14 protein-coding genes are annotated in these 18,214 nt (G+C 66.6%); 3 read left to right on the top strand and 11 right to left on the bottom strand.

The window, feature by feature from the left end:
- Positions 1 to 22: 22 nt before the first annotated feature.
- Both L1787_RS01170 and L1787_RS01165 read right to left on the bottom strand, forming a co-directional pair.
- The gene (locus L1787_RS01170; protein ID WP_235706641.1) at positions 23 to 1,171 is read right to left on the bottom strand and encodes an MFS transporter; all 1,149 of its coding nucleotides are present in this window, start codon (positions 1,169 to 1,171) and stop codon (positions 23 to 25) included.
- Positions 1,168 to 1,695: a TetR/AcrR family transcriptional regulator gene (locus L1787_RS01165; RefSeq protein ID WP_235706640.1), complete on the bottom strand. Its 528-nt coding sequence runs from the start codon at positions 1,693 to 1,695 to the stop codon at positions 1,168 to 1,170. The genes L1787_RS01170 and L1787_RS01165 overlap by 4 nt, the downstream gene beginning before the upstream one ends.
- A gap of 171 nt (positions 1,696 to 1,866) precedes the next feature.
- Between L1787_RS01165 and L1787_RS01160 the strand changes: the two genes are divergently transcribed.
- The 3 genes from L1787_RS01160 (at position 1,867) to L1787_RS01150 (ending at position 5,624) form a co-directional block, all read left to right on the top strand.
- Complete coding sequence (locus L1787_RS01160; RefSeq protein ID WP_235706639.1) at positions 1,867 to 2,607, top strand: SDR family NAD(P)-dependent oxidoreductase; 741 nt, start codon at positions 1,867 to 1,869, stop codon at positions 2,605 to 2,607.
- A 63-nt stretch (positions 2,608 to 2,670) separates the two neighbouring features.
- Positions 2,671 to 4,092, top strand: coding sequence for an EAL domain-containing protein (locus L1787_RS01155; RefSeq protein WP_369415041.1), 1,422 nt, complete (start codon positions 2,671 to 2,673; stop codon positions 4,090 to 4,092).
- 113 nt (positions 4,093 to 4,205) lie between these two features.
- Positions 4,206 to 5,624 (top strand): alanine/glycine:cation symporter family protein, encoded by a 1,419-nt coding sequence (locus L1787_RS01150; RefSeq protein WP_235706637.1) that lies wholly within the window; start codon positions 4,206 to 4,208, stop codon positions 5,622 to 5,624.
- Positions 5,625 to 5,714: 90 nt separating this feature from the next.
- Here L1787_RS01150 and L1787_RS01145 read toward each other — a convergent pair whose 3' ends face one another.
- The 9 genes from L1787_RS01145 to L1787_RS01105 form a co-directional block, all read right to left on the bottom strand.
- On the bottom strand, positions 5,715 to 7,652 hold the full coding sequence (locus tag L1787_RS01145) for a hydantoinase B/oxoprolinase family protein (protein WP_235706636.1): 1,938 nt from the start codon (positions 7,650 to 7,652) through the stop codon (positions 5,715 to 5,717).
- A 9-nt stretch (positions 7,653 to 7,661) separates the two neighbouring features.
- Positions 7,662 to 9,701, bottom strand: coding sequence for a hydantoinase/oxoprolinase family protein (locus L1787_RS01140; protein WP_235706635.1), 2,040 nt, complete (start codon positions 9,699 to 9,701; stop codon positions 7,662 to 7,664).
- A gap of 48 nt (positions 9,702 to 9,749) precedes the next feature.
- The gene (locus tag L1787_RS01135; RefSeq protein WP_235706634.1) at positions 9,750 to 10,442 is read right to left on the bottom strand and encodes a GntR family transcriptional regulator; all 693 of its coding nucleotides are present in this window, start codon (positions 10,440 to 10,442) and stop codon (positions 9,750 to 9,752) included.
- 146 nt (positions 10,443 to 10,588) lie between these two features.
- The gene (locus L1787_RS01130) at positions 10,589 to 12,016 is read right to left on the bottom strand and encodes an aminotransferase (RefSeq protein WP_235706633.1); all 1,428 of its coding nucleotides are present in this window, start codon (positions 12,014 to 12,016) and stop codon (positions 10,589 to 10,591) included.
- 59 nt (positions 12,017 to 12,075) lie between these two features.
- A complete protein-coding gene (locus L1787_RS01125; protein WP_235706632.1) occupies positions 12,076 to 12,954 on the bottom strand; it encodes an ABC transporter permease in 879 nt (292 codons plus the stop codon).
- 15 nt (positions 12,955 to 12,969) lie between these two features.
- Complete coding sequence (locus L1787_RS01120) at positions 12,970 to 13,899, bottom strand: ABC transporter permease (RefSeq protein WP_235706631.1); 930 nt, start codon at positions 13,897 to 13,899, stop codon at positions 12,970 to 12,972.
- Positions 13,900 to 13,992: 93 nt separating this feature from the next.
- Entirely contained in the window at positions 13,993 to 15,192 is a 1,200-nt protein-coding gene (locus tag L1787_RS01115) for a type 2 periplasmic-binding domain-containing protein (RefSeq protein WP_235706630.1), read from the bottom strand.
- A gap of 44 nt (positions 15,193 to 15,236) precedes the next feature.
- Positions 15,237 to 16,328, bottom strand: coding sequence for an ABC transporter ATP-binding protein (locus L1787_RS01110; protein WP_235706629.1), 1,092 nt, complete (start codon positions 16,326 to 16,328; stop codon positions 15,237 to 15,239).
- A 237-nt stretch (positions 16,329 to 16,565) separates the two neighbouring features.
- Positions 16,566 to 18,065 (bottom strand): TCP-1/cpn60 chaperonin family protein, encoded by a 1,500-nt coding sequence (locus L1787_RS01105; protein WP_235706628.1) that lies wholly within the window; start codon positions 18,063 to 18,065, stop codon positions 16,566 to 16,568.
- Between the last annotated feature and the right edge of the window lie 149 nt (positions 18,066 to 18,214).

Raw genomic sequence — 18,214 nt, 5'->3', positions numbered from 1 at the left:
CCGCGCGGCGGCCGCCCCAGGGTCACGCCCCGACGGCCCCCCGCGCGGCCCCCGGCGCCGGACGGTAGCTGACCACCCCGGCCGCGAGGCCAACCGCAGCGAAGGCGAGGACGGCAAGGTCGGGGCCGGACACATCCATCAGCATACCGAAGATCGTCGCGCCGGCGGTCTGGCCGATCGCGATGGTCAGGAAGCCGATCATCAGCCCGGTCGCGGGCCGGTCCGGCAGCGCTTCGACGCCCCAGACGAGATAGACGCCGGTCAGCATCACATAGGACGCGCCGAAGAGCGCCCCACCGACAAGCGTCGTCGCGGGGGTGGCAAAAGCGGAGCCCGCCGCCAGGATGCCGAGCGCCATCGCGGCGAGAAAGACACGGTGCACGGGATCGACCCCGAAGCGGGACACCAACGTGCCGGCAAACGCCCCGGCGATCCCGGCCGCGCCGATCACGGTCCACAGGAGCCCGGTTCCGGCTCCCCCCCAACCAAGCCGCATCGCGGCGAGCTGGCCGCCGAAAGACCACAGCGCCGTGCTCGCCGCCCCCATGAGGAAAGACGCGAGGACGAGGCGCATGATCGCCGCGCTGAGCGGCGGCATGCCGCGCGTCGCGGCCACGCCCGGCGCGCGCGGCACCGTCATCGCCACCACCACGGCGAGGACCACCGCGACCGCTGCGAAGGCCGCGAAGGCAAGCCGCCACTCCCCCGCGATCGCGAGCGCGACGGGACCGGACAGCGCGACCCCCGCGCTCGTCCCGGCGTTGATCGCGGTGTTCGTCGCGCCCTGGCGGTCGGGCCGGACGGCGATGGCGACGGCGGCCGCGAGGGGCGGCGATACGAGGCCCGTGCTCGACCCTGCGAGCAACACCGCCGCGGCGAGCCATGCCGGGTTGGGCGCGAACGCGATCCCCGCCATGCCGACGGCGGCGACGAGCGCCGCGCCGGTCGCGACGGCCCGCGCCCCGATGCGTTCGGTCAGGACCGCCGACCCGACGATCGCGATGCAGTAACCGAAAAAGGAGCCGCCCGAGATCACCCCGGCGAGCGTCGGACCGAGAGAGAGATCCGCATCGATCTGCGGCAGGAACAGCCCGAAGGCGAAGCGGGCGAGGCCGTAACAGACCGCGATGAGGGCGAAGCCGACGCCCCCGAGCCGCAGCGCCGCGCTCATCGCCGTGCCCCGTCGATCAACGTGGCTGCCGCCGCACGCGCCGCCGCCACCGCATCCGGCCCCCGATAGACGGCCGCGGCGGTCGCGCCCTCGATCAGCACGAGGATCTGTTCGGACAGCCCGGCTGCCGTCTCCTCCCCGACCTCGGCGGCGACGATCTCGGCGACCCGCTCGCGAAAGGCGGCTTTGTGCGCCATCACCGCGTCCGCGAGGACGGGCAGGTCAGCACCGGTCTCGCCGAGGGTGCGCAGGAAGAGGCATCCCCTCGCCCCTTCGGTGTGCACCCATTCGGCGAGCGCGACGAAGATCGCGTCGACGCCCGACACGTCGAGCCGCGCCATGAACCGCCGCTCGCGTTCGGCGAGGACGGCTTGCATCAGCGCGGTCTTGCTGCCGGCGTGCTTATAGAGTGTCCGGCTCGACATGCCGGCCTCCGCCGTCAGCCGGTCCATGCCCGTGGCAGTGAAGCCGTGCCGGTCGAACACGCGTTCGGCCGCGGCGATGAGCTTGTGCTTGGTGTCCATGCGCCGAAATGTAAAACGATCGTTTTACATTTCAACCCGCTGCGCCCCTCGCGTTTTCGGCTTTCACCGCGGTGCGCATCAAATATTTTTAGAATGATCGATATAAAAATCATTGAACCCCGAAACCCGCGCCTCTATTTCCGTATCGATCGACACAGAAATAGGTGCAACATGACTGAATTGGCTGGAAAGCGCGCGCTCGTCACAGGCGGCTCGCGCGGAATCGGCGCGGCGATCGCGTCATTGCTCGCCGAGAAAGGCGCGGACGTCGCGATCTCCTACGAGAACTCCGCCGAACGCGCGGCCGGGGTTGTTGCCCAAATCGAGAAGGCGGGCCGCAAGGGTCTCGCGTTTCAGGCCGACAGCGCAGACCCGGCGGCCCTCAAGCGTCTCGTCGCAGAGACCGCCGAAGGGCTCGGCGGCATCGACATTCTCGTCAACAATGCCGGCATTGCCCGTTACGGGCCCGTCGCGGACCTCGACCTTGCCGACGTCGACGCCCTGCTCGACGTCAATGTGCGCGGGGCGGTTCTCGTCTCCCAGGCGGTCATTCCGCATCTCGGTGCGGGCGGCCGCATCATTCTGATCGGCTCCTCGCTCGCCGACCGCATGGTCGCCCCCAACGTGACGATGTATTCGATCACGAAATCGGCGCAGATCGCCCTGACCCGCGGCCTCGCCCGTGAACTCGGTCCGCGCGACATCACCGTCAATCTCGTCAACCCGGGCGCGACGGACACCGAGATGAACCCCGCCGATAGCGACCACGCCGATATGCTTCGCGAAATGTCGGCACTCGGACGCTATGGCACGGCCGAGGACATCGCCGCGGCCGTCGCCTTCCTCGCGAGCCCCGCCGCCAAACAGATCACGGGGACGAGCCTCACCGTCGACGGCGGTCTCAACAGCTGATCGGACCGACCGCGCCATGACGAACCACGATCGGGCCGATCCTGGCCCGATCGTTCTTCGGCAATGCGCTCGATGACGAACGTCGCCTCAGGGACGAGCGAAATCCATAGCCATAGACATTCCCGATTGATCGAATTTCAGAGTTATTCCCTATTCCAAGGAACACATCTGACACTTTCAGGCCAATATGCGTCGAAATGGTGCTCGTCATTTGACGTGGATCTCAAACACGAGATATTCCGGCAAACTTGCTCGTTCCTCGTCGTTCGGACTCCGGCCGTCCAACCTCCATCGGGTCTCATGTTCTCGTCCCAATCGAGATTCAATCTGGCATTCGCTGCCGCCCTCATCGAAGGCCGGATCCGGCCGCATTTTCAGCCGATCGTTTCTCTAGCGGACCAATCGATCACGGGGTTCGAAGTACTCGCCCGCTGGTTCGACGAGGATCAGGGATCGATCAGCCCGTCAGTCTTCGTCGAATACGCCGACCGCGGAGGAATGCTCGACGATCTCCTCGACCTCCTGATGCGCGAAGCCTTCAAGGCCGCGCAGCAATGGCCGGGGCACATCACGCTGGCCTTCAACGTCTCTCCGACGCAATTGCGCGATTGCAACCTTGCCACCCGCTTGCACGACGCGGCCATCGAGCTTGGCTTCTCGCCCTCCAACGTCAACATCGAGATCACCGAAGCATCGATGCTGGAGGACGCGTCTCTCTCGACGATCAACAAGATGCGCTCCCTCGGCTGCGCCATCTCTCTGGACGATTTCGGAACGGGCTATTCGAGCCTGACATGGCTGCGCACGTTGCCGTTCTCGACGGTGAAGATCGACACCAGCTTCGTGCGGGCGATGACCGGACAGAAAGAGAGCCGCAAGATCGTGACGGCGGTGGTCGGCCTCGGACAGAGCCTCGGCTTCTCGGTCATCGCGGAAGGGGTCGAGACCACCGAACAGCAAGAGCTGTTGACCCGTATCGGGTGCTCGTCCGCGCAGGGCCATCTGTTCGGAAGAGCGGTGCCGGCGGCCGAGGTGCTCCCGATGCTCGCCGCCGCCCAGCCTGCGCCGCAAGGGGCGCATTCGCGCACGCGCATGTCGCGGGACAACCTGACCTACCAGGCCTCGTCGCTCTATCAATCGAGCGAAATCCTCGTCCTCTTCGTCGACAACGATCTCAACATCGTCAACACGGGCGCCGGCCTGTACCGCTTCTCGGAGGCCGATCCGATGCGGTTCAAAGGGCACCATATCAGCGCGCTCCCACCGGCCTTCGCCATCCTGATCGAGGAGCTGCGCGCGATGGACGGCGTGGACGAGAACGCCACCGCCTCCCGGGTGGTGACGTCGCACGCGAACGAACGATATTCGATCATCGCCCAAGTCGTTCTCGACGAGATGAAGGACCCGATCGGATATTCGATCTTCGGCTGCCCGATCGAAACCTCGACCGCACCGGAACGACGCCTTTACGCCGTCGACCGCTGACCGGCCGGGGACCACTCCAGAAAAACGCTTGAGATCGTCGCCCGCCAAAGCGCCATGGGTTGCCGCGTGGCATCGGCCCAGGCAGCCTGGGGGCGATCAAGGGGGAGATCACCATGACCGCCATCATCGACGCGCTCAACACCGTCTTCTGGAGCTACGTGCTGATCTACGGCCTACTCGGCGTCGGGATCTACTTCACGGTGCGGCTCGGCTTTCCCCAACTCGTCCATTTCAGCGAGCTGTTCCGCACGCTCTTCTCCGCGCCGGAGACGGACCGGGAGGGCATTTCGCCGTTCCAGGCGCTCACCGTCTCGCTGGCGAGCCGTGTCGGAACGGGCAACCTCGCCGGCGTCGCCGTGGCGCTCTATCTCGGCGGTCCGGGCGCGATCTTCTGGATGTGGGTGGTCGCCTTTGTCGGCATGGCGACGGCCTATGCCGAATCGACCCTCGCCCAGCTCTATAAGAGCCACGGCGAGCAAGGCGTCTATCGCGGCGGTCCGGCCTACTATATTCGGCGCGGCCTCGGTCAGGGCTGGCTCGGCTACGTCTTCTCGATCTGCCTCATCATCTCGTTCGGCCTCGTCTTCAACGCGGTGCAAGCGAACTCGATCGCCCAGGCGATGGAAGGCGCCTTCGGGATCTCGCCGATCATCGTCGGCGCGCTCGTTGCGATCGTCGCCGGCATCGTGATCTTCGGCGGCATCCGCTCGATCGCCCGCGTCGCCGAATACGTCGTCCCCTTCATGGCGATCGCCTATCTCGCTCTTGCCGTGTTCGTGCTGATCATCAACATCACCGCCGTCCCCTCGGTGATCGGCGCGATCTTCGCCTCCGCGTTCGGCCTTCAGGAGGCGGCCGGCGGCGTCACCGGCGGCGTGATGGCGGCGCTCCTCAACGGCGTGAAGCGTGGGCTCTTCTCCAACGAGGCCGGCATGGGCTCGGCCCCCAATATCGCGGCGGCCGCCACCCCGCGCCCGCACCACCCCTCCTCGCAGGGCTTCGTCCAGGCGCTCGGCGTGTTCATCGACACGATCTTGATCTGCACGGCGACGGCGGTCGTCATCCTGCTGTCCGGCGTTCTCGAGCCCGGCAACGGCGTCACCGGCACGCAGCTCACCCAGATCGCGCTCGAAGCGCATATCGGCTCGGCCGGTACGTTCTTCATCGCCATCGCGATCTTCTTCTTCGCCTTCACCTCGATCATCGGCAATTACAGCTACTCCGAGGCCGCGATGTCCTTCCTCGGGCTCGACAACACGGCCGCGCTCACGGTGCTCCGCCTCGCGGTGCTCGGCATGGTGGTGTGGGGCTCGGTGCAGGCGGTGAGCACCGTCTTCAACACGGCCGACGCCTCGATGGGCATGATGGCGACGATCAACCTCATCGCCATCTGTCTCCTGTCCGGCACCGTCGCCAAGCTGACGCGGGACTATTTCAATCAGCGCAAAGCCGGCCGGGAGCCCCGCTTCCACGCGAAGGACTATCCCGAGCTCGCCGGCCAGATCGACGAGACGATCTGGACGCGGGACTGAGACGAGCCGATCGGGTACGATCGCGGCGGCCGCGCCCCGATCCGCGAGCCTCGTAACGCCTCGGCTCCTGTTGCGTCAGCCCCTGTTGCTTCAGGCTTTGCCGCTCCAGCCATAGAGGCGGCTCGCTGCCTCGGCGCTGACATAGCCCTCGGCGACATCCTCGGCGATCGCCCCCGGATCGCGTTCGGCCGGATCGCCATAACCACCGCCGCCGGGGGTCCATAGGAGCACGCGGTCGCCGGGATCGAAGCGCACATTGGCGTACTTGCTCGACGACGTCTTGCCGTAGAGCTCGCACACGGTACTCCATGCCTCGCTGCCGGCCTTCTTCACCATCGTGCCGCCATTGCCGCCTTCCGCGCCGCCGAACAGGGCGAACGGCCTCACCTCGTGGCGGTCGCTGCACTGGCTCGCGGTGATCGGCACCTGCGTCACCACGAGCTCGCGGCGAAAGCCGAGCCCGCCGCGCCAGCGTCCGGCGCCGCCCGAATCCGGCATCATCTCGAAGGTCTCGACCCGCAAGGGAAAGCGCGTCTCGAACACCTCCGTCGGGTTGAAGCGGCAATTGCCGTTGATGGCGATGACGCAGTCATTGCCGTCATGCTCGTGCCGGCCGCCCCAGCCGCCCGACATGATGTCGTAGCAGGCGAAATACTCGTCATAATCCGGGTGCTCGCCGCCGAAAACGAAGTTGGTGCCGGTGCAGCTTTCCGAGGCCATCGCCCGCGTCGGCACGCAGCGGCTCATCGCGCCGATCACGATATTGGCGAGACGCGGGTGGGTCTCCGTGTTGCCGGCGACGAGCGGGCCCGGATAGTCGACATTGACGACGAGGCCCGGCGGGGAGACGACGCGGATCGGGCGGAAACAGCCGGAATTCTTCGGGATGGACGGGTCCGTCACATGGAGGATCCCGTTATAGACCGCCCCCGTCGCGACCCCGAGCGTCGCGTTCACCGGGCCGCGCGCCTGCGGCGAGCTGCGCCGATAGTCGGCGACCACCTCGTCGCCCTGGATGTGGAGGTCGATCGCGACCGTGTAGGGCTTCCTCTCGATCCCGTCATTCTCGATCACGTCCTCGAAGCCGTAGACGCCGTCGGGGAAGGCGTCGAGCTCGGCACGCATCCGGCGCTCCGAATAGTCCATCAAGTCTTCGCAGGTGTCGCGGAAGACGTCGGCGCCGTATTTCTCGACGATCTGGCCCACCCGGTCGACGCCGAGATCGACCGAGCCGATCATCGCCATCAGGTCCCCGTAATTCTGGCGCGGCGTGCGGCAGTTGGCGAGGAGGAGCTTCCACACCTCCTCGACGTCCTTGCCCGCCTTGCGGATCTTCACCGGCGGGACGCGCATCCCCTCGTGGAAGATCTCCGTCGCCTCGCCGCAGAAAGCGCCCGGCACCATGCCGCCGATCTCGGCGATATGGCCGATGCAGACGGCGAAGCCGAGGAGAGCGCCATCGGCGAAGATCGGCTTGAAGAAGGTGTGTTCGGGGCAGTGGAGGCCGCCGCGATAGGGATCGTTGTGGACGATGACGTCACCGGGCTCGAGCGTCGAGAAGTCGATCTCCTGCGCGCACGTCTTGATGAGGATCGGCATCCCGCCGATCATCGTCGGGCAGAATTCGGCGCAGGCGATCATGTCGCCCTTGGCGTCCGCGAGCGCGCAGGTGAAATCGAGCCCTTCATTGAAGATCGTCGAATAGGACGTCTTCATGAGGAGGATGCCCATCTCGCGGCAGATCGAGACCATGGTGGAATCGAGGATGTTCATCATCACCGGGTCCGCCGGCGGGCGTTCGGTGACGCGGGCGGCCATCGCCTCCTCGATCGGCAGGCGCGGCGGGACGATCGGAAGACGGGGCTCCGGGTCGCCCTTCGCCTTCAGCCCCGCCCACTCGACGCACCAGTCCGAGCAATAGATGTCCCGGCTTCCCTCGGTTTGGATGCCGGGGCCGTAGACCAGAAGTCCGCAATTGGCGCACTTCACATACTTCTCGACGTAAAAGCCGTTATCGGAAAAGCGCATGGTGCGACCTCAGGCGTTCGTGTGAGCAGCGATGTGGAGCGAGCCGAATTGGTCGACATCGAGATGTTGACCGGGCGCGACGATAGTGACGGAGGCGGCCTCCTCGACGATCGCGGGCCCCCCGATCGTCTGTCCCGCGAGGAGCGCCTCGCGGCGGTAGACGGGCGCCTCCTCGCGGCCGGAGGCGAAGACGACCGAGCGGCGGCCGACCGGCTCCGGCGGCCCGTCCCCCTCGGCGAGTTTCGGGAAGGCCGGCTTGTCGCCGATCGAGACCACCGTCGCGAGATAGTTCACGATCTCGATCGTCTCCCCCGGAATCGCGAAACCGAAGCGGGCCTCGTGCGCCTTGTGAAACGCGGCCCACAACCCGGCCGCCCGCTCGGGCGAGAGGTCGGCGGGCTCGATGGAGAGTTCGAGCTCGTAATTCTGGCCGAGATAGCGCATCGCAAGCGCCCGATGGACCACGAGATTCTCGGTGAAATCCTGCGCCTTCAGCTCGTCCACCGCATCGGCGACGAGATCTTCGAGGATCTGCGAGGCGCGGGCGGCGTCAAAGCGTCGGCTCGTGAGCTGCGTCGTGCGCTGCCGGTCGACGCGCGCATTGGTGACGATGAAGCCATAGGCCGAGAACTGGCCCGGATGCGGCGGGACGATCGCACGCGGAATGCCGATCTCGCCCATCAGCTCCGCCGCATGGGGCGGGCCGGCGCCGCCGAAGGTGGCGAGGGTGAAGTCGCGCGGGTCGAGGCCGCGCTCGATGAGGACGGAGCGCAGCGCCGAGACCATGTTGTTGTTGGCGATCTGGACGATCGCGAGCGCCGTCGCCTCCACCGACTGGCCGATCGCCTCGGCGACGGCGCCGACGGCGCGCTCCGCCGCTGCCTTGTCGAGCTTCATCGTTCCGTTGAGGAAATTGTCCGGGTCGATCCGGCCGAGGACCACGTTGGCATCCGTCACCGTCGCGTCCGTGCCGCCGAACCCGTAGCAGGCGGGCCCTGGCCGCGCGCCGGCGCTGTGCGGGCCGACGCGCAGCATACCGCCTTTGTCGATCCAGGCGATCGAGCCGCCGCCGGCGCCGATGGTGCGGATGTCGAGCATCGGGATCTGGATCGGAACGCCCCACTCGATCTCGAAATTGGTGGTGAAGCTCTCCTGCTGGCCGAGCACGGTCGCAACGTCCGTCGACGTGCCGCCCATGTCGAGCGTGACGAGATTGTCGATCCCCGTCAGCTCGGCGAGATAACGGCTCGCGATCACCCCGCCGGTCGGCCCCGACATCACGAGATTGACCGGCGCTTCCGCGGCCGCGCCCAATGTCATCTCCCCGCCATTCGACTTGATGACCACGACGGGCGCGCCCACCCCCTCCCCGTCGAGCCGGTCGCGCATGGCGCGGAGCTGGCGGCTCACGACAGGCTTCAGATAGGCGTCGGCGAGCGTCGTCGAGGCGCGCTCATATTCCTTCCATTTCGGCAGCACCTCGAAGGAGGTCGAAATCGGCATATCGGCGCCGAGGCGCTCGGCGAGGATCGCCTTCGCGCGGGTCTCGTGCGCCGGATCGAGATAGGAGAAGAGGAAGCACACGGCGACCGCCTCGATCTCCGGATCGGCCGCGATCCGGTCGGCGATCCGCGCGACCTCCGCCTCGTCGAGCGGGACGATCTCCTTGCCATAGGCGTCGATCCGCTCCGTCACCTCGAAGCAGTGACGACGCTTCACGAGGGGCTTCGGCTTCACCCAGCTCATGTCGTAATGGGCTTTGCGGTTGCCGCGCTGGATGAACGGCACGTCCCGGAAGCCGCGCGTCGTCACGTAGGCGACGGTGCCGCCTTTGCGCTCCAAGACCGCGTTGGTAGCGACCGTGGTGCCCAGCCGAACGAGGGAGATCGTGTCGGGCGAGAGGGCGCTGTGAATGCCGTTCAGGATGCCGTTGATCGGGTCGGTGGGTGTCGATGGGACCTTCCACACCTTCACGTCCCGCTGCATCGCGTCATAGGCGACGAAGTCGGTGAACGTGCCGCCGACGTCGATCCCCAGGAGATAGCGCATCGTTCGACCCTTTTTGTGGTGGCGCATCCGCAAAAGCGCCGCCGGGGCTCAGATGCTCCAGCCGCGCCGAGAATAGAGGTGACGTTGAAACGAGCGCAGATCGGCGCAGCGCAGATGGCGCGCCGCATCCGCGTCGCCCGTGACGATCGCGTGGACGAGTTCGTCCTGAATGTGGACCGTGAATGCCAGGAAGCTCGGCTCGTCCGGCGGCGCGAGCGCGAGGCATTCGGCGATGAAGGGCGCGTAGCGCAGGCGCAGCCCCAGGATCATGTTGAACAGCATCGGCGACTGCGCGCCGACCGCGAGATCGAGATTCCACGCCATCATCTGCCGCATGATCTCGCCCACATCGGACTGGCGATAGCGCTCCCCGAGCGCCGCATTGTGCGCGTAGAGGAGCTTGGCCTCCTCCGGCACCTTGCGCGCCGCAAAGCGCGCCGCCGCCTCGCCCTCCAGGAGAAAGCGCAACGACCACAGCTCGTCCGCCTGCGCCCGATCGAGGCGCGGAACGCGGACGGCACGCCCCGGCGTCAGCTCGAGGGCACTGGCCGCGAGGAGCTTGCCGACGGCCTCCCGCACGGGCTGGACCGAGGTGTTCAAGCGGGTCGCGATCTTGCGCAGGCTCTGGCGCGCCTCCGGCGGCCATCGACCCGTGATGATATCCTGTTCGAGCTCGGCATAGATCTGCTCGCCGAGCGTGGACGCGCCTTCGAGTGGCGCGTCCGCCGTGATGTCCGCCAAAATGAATCCATCTCCATCGCGCGTCCGCGTTCGGGCATGACACCCGAAGTGACGCGGCGTTCGGCCGAAAGTCGGCCCAATTTAGCATGACCCGCGGCACGATGGCGTGATCCCGCAATGGGCGCCGTCGCCGGCGCCCGATCCCGTCAGTGGCCGGCGAGGCGCGCGAGTTCGGGGCTCGCATCCTCGAGCCCGGCGGCGAACCGCTCGACCGCGAGGTCGCATTCCTCCTTCGAGATGGTGAGCGCGGGCGAGAACGACACGACCTCGATGAAGGGCAGCGCGCGGACCATCACGCCTTGCGCATTCGCCTTCGCCGCCACGAGACGGTGCGCCGCGGCCGCCGGATCGAAGGGGCGCCGGGTCGCCTTGTCGGCGATGAACTCGACGCCGATCATCAGCCCCTCGCCGCGCACGTCACCGACATGGGGGTGATCGCCCACCTTCGCCTTGAGGGCGGCGAGGAGATAGGCGCCCGATTCGGCCGCGTTCTGGACGAGACCCTCGTTCTCCATGATGTCGAGATTGGCCATCGCGACGGCGGCCCCGACAGGATGGCCGGAATAGGTGAAGCCGTGCATCACCGGGCCATATTCGTCCGAAGCCTCGGAGAAGACGTCCCACATCCGTTCCGACACCACCGACGCGGACATCGGGAAGTAGGCGCTCGTCAGCCCCTTCGCGAGGGTGATGAGGTCCGGTTTCAGCCCGTAGAGGCCGGTGCCGAACCAGTTGCCGGTGCGCCCGAAGCCGGTGATCACCTCATCGACGATCAAGAGGATGTCGTGCCGGTCGAGAACCTCCTGTACGCGGGCGAAGTAGCCCTTCGGCGGGATGAGGACGCCGCCGGTGCCCATGATGGGCTCCGCGATGAAGCCGCCGATCGTGTCGGCGCCCTCGCGCGCGATGATCGCTTCGAGGTCAGCGATCATCCGGTCGCAGAACGCCGCCTCATCCTCCCCGTCGCGGGCGAAGCGGTAGAAATGCGGGCATTCGGTGTAGACGACATCGGCCGCCGGCAGGTTCCACGCCTTGTGATAGGCAGCGATCCCCGTCAGCGAGGACGCCGCCGCCGTGAGGCCATGATAGCCGCCGGTGCGGGAGATGATCTTTTTCTTTTCGGGCTTGCCGCGCAGCGTCGAATAATAGCGGACGAGCTTATAATTCGTGTCGTTCGCGTCGGAGCCGGACGTGCCGTAGAAGACGCGCGCGGCGTTGGTGAAGCCGGCCTCCTCGCGAAGCAGCGTCAGGATCCGGCTCGACAGGCGAATGGTCGCCTCGTTCGAGGACGAGCCGAAGAGATGCCAATAATTGAGGTCCGTCATCGCCTTGGCGGCTGCCTCGGCGATCTCCTCCCGGCCGAAGCCGATATTGACGCACCAGAGGCCGCCCGAGCAGTCGACATATTCGGTCCCGTCCGCACCGACGACCCGCGCCCCCTTGGCCGAGCGCATGATCGCGGGGCCGGCCTTCATGTGGGCGGAAATCGAGGTCAGCGGGTGAAAGATCGTGTTCCGGTCCATTTCCTCCAGCGAATAATTCGTGCCGGGAAGACCGTTCTCGAGGTCGAGCATTGTCGTGTCGCTTTCTGCGCTAATTGGGGCGGCGGAGCGGGACGCCGCCCGGGAAAGGGTCAGGACTTGTCCAGCTTGACGAACAAGACCCAGAAGAAGGTGCCCATGACGGGGAGCGTGATCGCGAGGAGCAGCGTCGTCAGCGAGAAGATGATCGGCACCTGCGACTGCTGCGAGGCGGCCATCGCCCAGTTGTAGATCGGCATGGTCGTGTCGATCCCGCGCACGAAGAGCGAGCGCGGCAGCTCGTTGAAAGACAGGAGGAAGCCGAAGATCCCCGCGCCGAAGATGCCGGGCTTCAGGATCGGCAGCTCGACGTCGAAGAAGCGCCGCCAAGGCGAGGCGCCAAGGTCTTCAGCGGCCTCGAGAAGGTTGAGATCGAACCGGCTCGCGACGACGAGAACGAGGAGGAGGCAGAAGGGCAGCGCCCAGATGAGCTGGGCGAGATAGATCGACCACAGCCCCAAAGTCAGCCCGAGGATCGTGCGCAGGAAGATGAACAGCGCCGCCCCCATCGTGAGGCCGGGCACGAACAACGGGATCAGGGTGAGAAGAAGCGGCGCGCCGGGACTGCGCATCCGCGTCAGCGCCCGCCCGACCACCGTCGCGAGCACCATGCAGGTGAGCGCGACGAGAGCGCTCATGAAGAGGCTCGTCCGCATCGGCCCCATCCAGCGCTCATCGCCGGCGAGCGCGGCATAATGCTCGACCGTGAGGGGATAGGGCACGCCGGAGAGCGGGTTGGGCGTGAAGCTCATCACCGCGAGGAAGATCAGCGGGATATAGATCATCGCGAGGGCGAACAGCCCGCACGCTTTGGCGACCGTCGGCCAGAGGCCGGTCCGCCCCGGCGCCCGGCGGCGGGACGCGCGTGCCGGAGCGGCCGCCTCGCGCCCGCTTTTGGTTTCGCCGGCTTGGTCCAATGCGACGGATGACATGAGGCGCCCTCCCGATCAGCGTTTCATAGCGACGAACATCGCCGAGATGTCCGCCCGCTTTCTGAGGACGAGGATGAGGACCGCGAGGCAGATCCCGAGGAGCGCGACGACAAAGGTCGAGAGCGCCGCGGCGGTCGGATATTTGAGCTGCTGCAGCGCCGAGTTCACCGAATTGCCGAGCAGGTCGACGAACCCGCCGCCGAGAAGCTGCGGCTCGACGAAGGCGGCCATCAGCGGCACCAGCGTGAACACGATCCCGGCGACGATGCCGGGCAGCGCGAGCGGGATGATGACGGTGAAGAGCGTCTGCGAGGGGCGCGCGCCGAGATCCTGGCTCGCGGCGATATAGTCGTTGTCGATCAGCGCGCAGGACAGGAAGATCGGGAACACCATCGTCGGGAAGTGCGTGCCGATCAGGCCGAAATGGACGGCGAATTCCGAGTAGAGCAGCCACTCGATCGGCGCGTCTGTCACGCCGAGCCACATCAGGAGCGAGTTGACCGCGCCGTTCGCCCCGAGGATCGAGCGCCACACGATGATGCGCGAGGAGGCGTCGAGGAAGAACGGGATCGTGAGCAGCGTGATGATCGCCGCCTTCACATATTTCGAGCGGCACCCTTTGGCGAGCCACAGCGCGAAGGGAAAGGCGAGCAGGAGTTCGATGACGGTCATCGTCACCGCGACGCGCAAGGTGCGCACCGCCGAGAGCCACCGGCCCGAGTTGATCAGCGATTCCCAGGTCTCGAAGGTCGGCGAATAGACGACCTTGTAATATTTCACCGAGAAGAAGCTGAAGACGACGATCACCAGGAGCGGCAGGAGCACCAGGAGCGACCACGCCACGAGGAAGGTCGGCACCACGATCGAGGAGGGCCTCAGGCCGTCGATCCAGCGCAGGAGGAACGGTCGTCGTGTCGGCTTCGCCGTCTCGGCAGCAAGTGTCATCCGGTTGCCCCTTGTGGTCCTTGGCGAGACGCGGGCGGCGAGCGCCCGCGCAACGGCGTCGGGGGCGGACGGAAGGCCCGTCCGCTGACGCGATCAGGCGTTGAGGAAGCGCTGCCACTCCTCTTCCATCACGCCGGCATTCTCCGGCACGACCTTGCACGAGAAGGGCTTCTGGAATTTGCGGGCGACCTTTTCCTCGGTCCACTTGAGCTCGGCGATGTCCTCTTCGGACCAGCCGTTCTCCTCGGCATATTTCACGCCGAGATCCATGTTCGGACCGGCATAGCCGCGCTCCTTGGCCTGGTAGGCGCGGTACTCGCCACCGAGGAAGTAGTTCAGCATCTTGTAGATGTTGTCGACGTTGTCCCGCTCCATCGCGGCGGAGGCGACATGCGCGCCATGGCCCCAGAGATAGTACCCCTCGACGGTGAAGGCGTAGATCACCGTGTCCGGGCCGAGGGCGTTGTTCGCCTCCTTCACCGCCGGCTCCCAGCAGTTGATCATGTCCGCTTCGCGGTTCGAGAAGAGCTGCACCTGCTCCTCGAAGGCGGTGAAGATCGTGCGGAACTGGCCCGCGCGCTTCCGCTCCACGAGATAGTCGGCAACCGTGCGGGCGGCCTCCGGCGGAAGGTCGGCCGGATCCTCGACATCGAGGCGGCCGTGGTGCTTGAGGAAGTTCGCCGTCTCCGACATCGACTGGAGCCAGCTTCGGTCGATCGCGACGCGGCCGCGCACGTCCTCACCCTCGAAGAAGGTCGTCCACGGCACCTCGTCCATGCCGTCGGGCGAGGCGCCGATCTTTTCGGGGAAGTACCCGAACGCGTCGCCGTTGCCGATGACCGGAACGCCGAATTGCTTGTCGTCGGCACGCAGGAAGTTGGCGCGCTTCCAGCTGTCCGGCGTCCGCTCCCACAGGGTCAGCTCGGGATGATCCTCGACGATCTCCGCATAGAACCCTTCCGGCCCGAGAAGATCCTCGGACCCGCCGTCGAAGATGAAGATGTCCTGCGTCGCACCGAGATTGTTGCCCATGACATCGCGCATGAAGATGCCGATGTCCGCATTGGTGGGCGTGTAGTTCATCGTGAGGCCGATCGAGTCCGTCATCCTCGACCAGTCTTTGAGCTGCGCGGTGGTGACGCCGTAGAGCGAGACCTCGTTGGACGCGGCCCAGGCGGCCTGATCCATACCCGGCATCATCGAGGCGGCGAGCCCCATGGCCCCGACGCTGAGCGTGGAGCCGAGAAAATCGCGGCGCGACAGGCCGTTGGCTTTGGTCGTATCGTCGGTCATGCGGTTCTCCAGGATGGGTTGGGAGCGATAGGCGGCCTGTCGGCTCAGGCGTTCATCACGATGCAGTCGTCTTTCTTCCACCAGACGAAGGACGGCTCGGGGACGGCGGACGCGACGTCCCAGATGCGCGCCTTCATCGGCGCGACGCCGGTGTCGACGGTGCGGTCGAGATATTTGCCCTTGTAGATCGCGCCGTCGCCGCGGCAGGGCAGGACATTGATGTCGTCCCGGTCCGGCGCGGTGTCGGCGAGGGTCAGCCACTCGGCGCGCATCCCGATCGCGACCTTCTCGCCGGCTTTCGGCTTGCGCTTGCCCGACCAGCGGCCGGCAAGGCGTTCGCCGCCCACCATCACGTCGGCCCGCTCGCCGTCGAGCGAGATGAGGTCACCCTCGAAGCAGTTGTCGACGCCCATGAAGCGCGCCGCGAAGGCGGAGACGGGCCGATCGAAAATATCGGTCGGCGTGCCGGTCTGCTCGATCTTGCCGTGACGCATCAGGAGGATGCGGTCGCTCATGGTGAGCGCCTCCTCCTGGCTGTGCGTGATGTAGACGAAGGTGGTGCCCAGCGTCTTTTGCAGCCCCATGAGCTCGACCTGCATGTCGACGCGGAGGCGTTCGTCGAGGGCGCCGAGCGGCTCGTCGAGCAACAGGATGTCCGGTTGGGGGACGAGCGCGCGGGCGAGCGCCACGCGCTGGCGCTGACCGCCGGAAAGCTGGTGGACGCGGCGGTCGTACATGTCTTCGAGCTGGACGAGGCGCAGCGCCTCGCGCGAGCGGGTCTCGCGTTCGCTGGCGGGCGTGCCGCGCACCTTCAGCCCGTAGGCGACATTCTCGCCGACGCTCATGTGCGGAAACAGCGCGTAGTTCTGAAAGACCGTGGTGCAGTTGCGCTTGAAGGCCGGTGTGTCGCGCACGTCGACCCCGCCGAGCCGCAGGACGCGCACGCTATAAGGCGTCTCGAGGCCGGAAATGATGCGCAACAGCGTCGTCTTACCCGACCCGCTTTCGCCGAGGATGGTGAGGAATTCGCCGGGCGCGGCCGTGATGCTGACGCCATCGAGGGCGACGACGTCGTCATAGACGTGAACGGCATCAATGATCTCGAGGATCGGCGAGGCAGGAGGTGCGGTCGTCATCTCGTTCCCCGTGTCGTGTCGCGATCTCCCCGAGCCACGCGACAGCCCGGGTCTCGAACCGCATTTTGTGATCACAAAATAGTCCGCGGCCGTCCCCCACTGTCAAAGTATTCCATGGTGTTTGTCGAGATTATTTTGTGCGCAATCGTCATCCTCTGGATGAGCAAAGCGCCTTTCGTCTAGTCATAACGCCAAAAACGCCCGCAAAATCGCCAAAATAACATCGGGATGCCGCCGTCATTCGGAAACCATCGAGATCGACGCGGCGACACCCATGAAGGTCGTCGCCGTCGACGCGGCGCCACTCAAAGCGGCAGTCAGCACAGCGACTGGCTCGGCCAGTGGGCGCGCGGGCGCCATGCGGCGCAGCGTGACGTCGAAGGCGAAATCGCGCGGCGCCTCGGCGAGGGTGCGCGCCACGGCGCGGCCGTCGAGACCGGCGTTCGCGGCAATCGCCGCCGTCGGTGCGGCGAGCGCCTCGGCGAACACGCGGCGCGCCAGTATCGCGGCATCCGACGCGTCGCCGCAACCCGCCCGCGCGGCGCGGATATAGGCCGCCGCTCCACCCGGCGCGACGCCCTCCTTGAGCGCCGCACGGACAGCCGAAAGCGCCCGCTCCGCCTGGGTTTTCCGTTCGTCTTGCTCCCGCTTGTCACGCCCGCCGACGCGCACCTCGACGATGCCGCCGGTAAAGCGGGCAAGACGCTCGGCATACCGCTCCCGATCGAGCGAAAGCGACGTCTCCGCCTCCATCATGACGCGCAGCCCCTCGGCATAACGGGCCACCGTATCGGCCTCCCCGCCACCATCGACGATGGCGAGACCGCGCGCCGTCACACGCGCGCGACCGGCTTGCCCAAGCATCGACGGCCGCAGCCCTTCGAGCGACGTTCCGAAATGGGGCGCGATCACCGAAGCGCCCGTCGCCGCCGCGATGTCATCGAGATAACGCGCCTTCCAAAGCCCTGCGCCGGGCGCGCGGGCTGCGGCGACTTTGAGGCCGTTTTGCTGGTTCTTGACGAGCGTTCCGATCGCCTCGTCGCCGAACGCATCGGCCACGATGAGGAGGCTCTTGCCCGCCTTGGCGATCATCTCGAGGACGCGGGAGAGCGACGAAAAGGTCTCGACGATACCGTTATAGAGAAGCACCAGCGGCGCCTCGACGACGGTCTCGCTCACGGCCGGATCGGTTGCGAGGTGCGGGCTCGCCCAGGCGGTTTCGAAATACATGCCGGGCTCGTGCACACTCTCGTCACGCTCGGTCAGCGCCCGCGCGACAGTCACGGCACCGTCCGCCCCCGCCGCCGACACAGCCTGCGCAATCCGCGCCCCGAGGGCCCCGTCGCCGCCCGCCGCGCGCGTCGCGATCGCCAGCAAATCCGCCTCGTTCGCGGGCTCCGCGGCAGCATGAAGCGCGGCGATGACAGTGCGCTTTTCCCGCTCCATCTCGCGGCGCAACCCGGTCGGCGCGTGACCCGCAAGGATTGCCTTTTCACCATCGCGCAGCAGCGCACGGGCAATCAGGATCGCGGTCGCCGTGCCGTCTCCGACCGACTGCGAAGTCTGCCAGGCGAGCTCGCGCATCGCGACGACGCCGGCGCGCCGGCCGGGCGCGTCGTCCTCCAGCGCCTTTGCGATCGCGTATCCGCCCGAGAGCCATTCCGGCGCCCGGTTCGGGCGACCCGACAACACGGCACGCCCGCACGGGCCGATGGTGGTCGCCACGGTGTCCGCCACGAGGTCGATTCCGCACGCGATCGGCGCCCGCGCGCGCGCCTCCAGGCGAATTATCCTTGCGTTCATCTCGATCAATACCTGGCTATTTACAGAGCTTCACAAGATTATTTCCTGGCACCACCCTTGCATATGGCGGGCCAAGGCGGAAA

This window comes from Acuticoccus kalidii (genome assembly GCF_021556395.1).
Classification (GTDB): Bacteria; Pseudomonadota; Alphaproteobacteria; order Rhizobiales; family Amorphaceae; genus Acuticoccus; species Acuticoccus kalidii.
This window is presented reverse-complemented; position numbering and strand designations above follow the sequence as displayed.

Bases quoted from the DNA above. Each gene is read 5' to 3' on its own strand.
- L1787_RS01150 (WP_235706637.1), top strand. From the start codon at position 4,206: ATGACCGCCATCATCGACGCGCTCAACACCGTCTTCTGGAGCTACGTG.
- L1787_RS01160 (WP_235706639.1), top strand. From the start codon at position 1,867: ATGACTGAATTGGCTGGAAAGCGCGCGCTCGTCACAGGCGGCTCGCGC.
- L1787_RS01120 (WP_235706631.1), bottom strand. From the start codon at position 13,899: ATGACACTTGCTGCCGAGACGGCGAAGCCGACACGACGACCGTTCCTC.
- L1787_RS01145 (WP_235706636.1), bottom strand. From the start codon at position 7,652: ATGCGCTTTTCCGATAACGGCTTTTACGTCGAGAAGTATGTGAAGTGC.
- L1787_RS01170 (WP_235706641.1), bottom strand. From the start codon at position 1,171: ATGAGCGCGGCGCTGCGGCTCGGGGGCGTCGGCTTCGCCCTCATCGCG.
- L1787_RS01155 (WP_369415041.1), top strand. From the start codon at position 2,671: ATGCGCTCGATGACGAACGTCGCCTCAGGGACGAGCGAAATCCATAGC.
- L1787_RS01110 (WP_235706629.1), bottom strand. From the start codon at position 16,328: ATGACGACCGCACCTCCTGCCTCGCCGATCCTCGAGATCATTGATGCC.
- L1787_RS01140 (WP_235706635.1), bottom strand. From the start codon at position 9,701: ATGCGCTATCTCCTGGGGATCGACGTCGGCGGCACGTTCACCGACTTC.
- L1787_RS01130 (WP_235706633.1), bottom strand. From the start codon at position 12,016: ATGCTCGACCTCGAGAACGGTCTTCCCGGCACGAATTATTCGCTGGAG.
- L1787_RS01165 (WP_235706640.1), bottom strand. From the start codon at position 1,695: ATGGACACCAAGCACAAGCTCATCGCCGCGGCCGAACGCGTGTTCGAC.
- L1787_RS01115 (WP_235706630.1), bottom strand. From the start codon at position 15,192: ATGACCGACGATACGACCAAAGCCAACGGCCTGTCGCGCCGCGATTTT.
- L1787_RS01125 (WP_235706632.1), bottom strand. From the start codon at position 12,954: ATGTCATCCGTCGCATTGGACCAAGCCGGCGAAACCAAAAGCGGGCGC.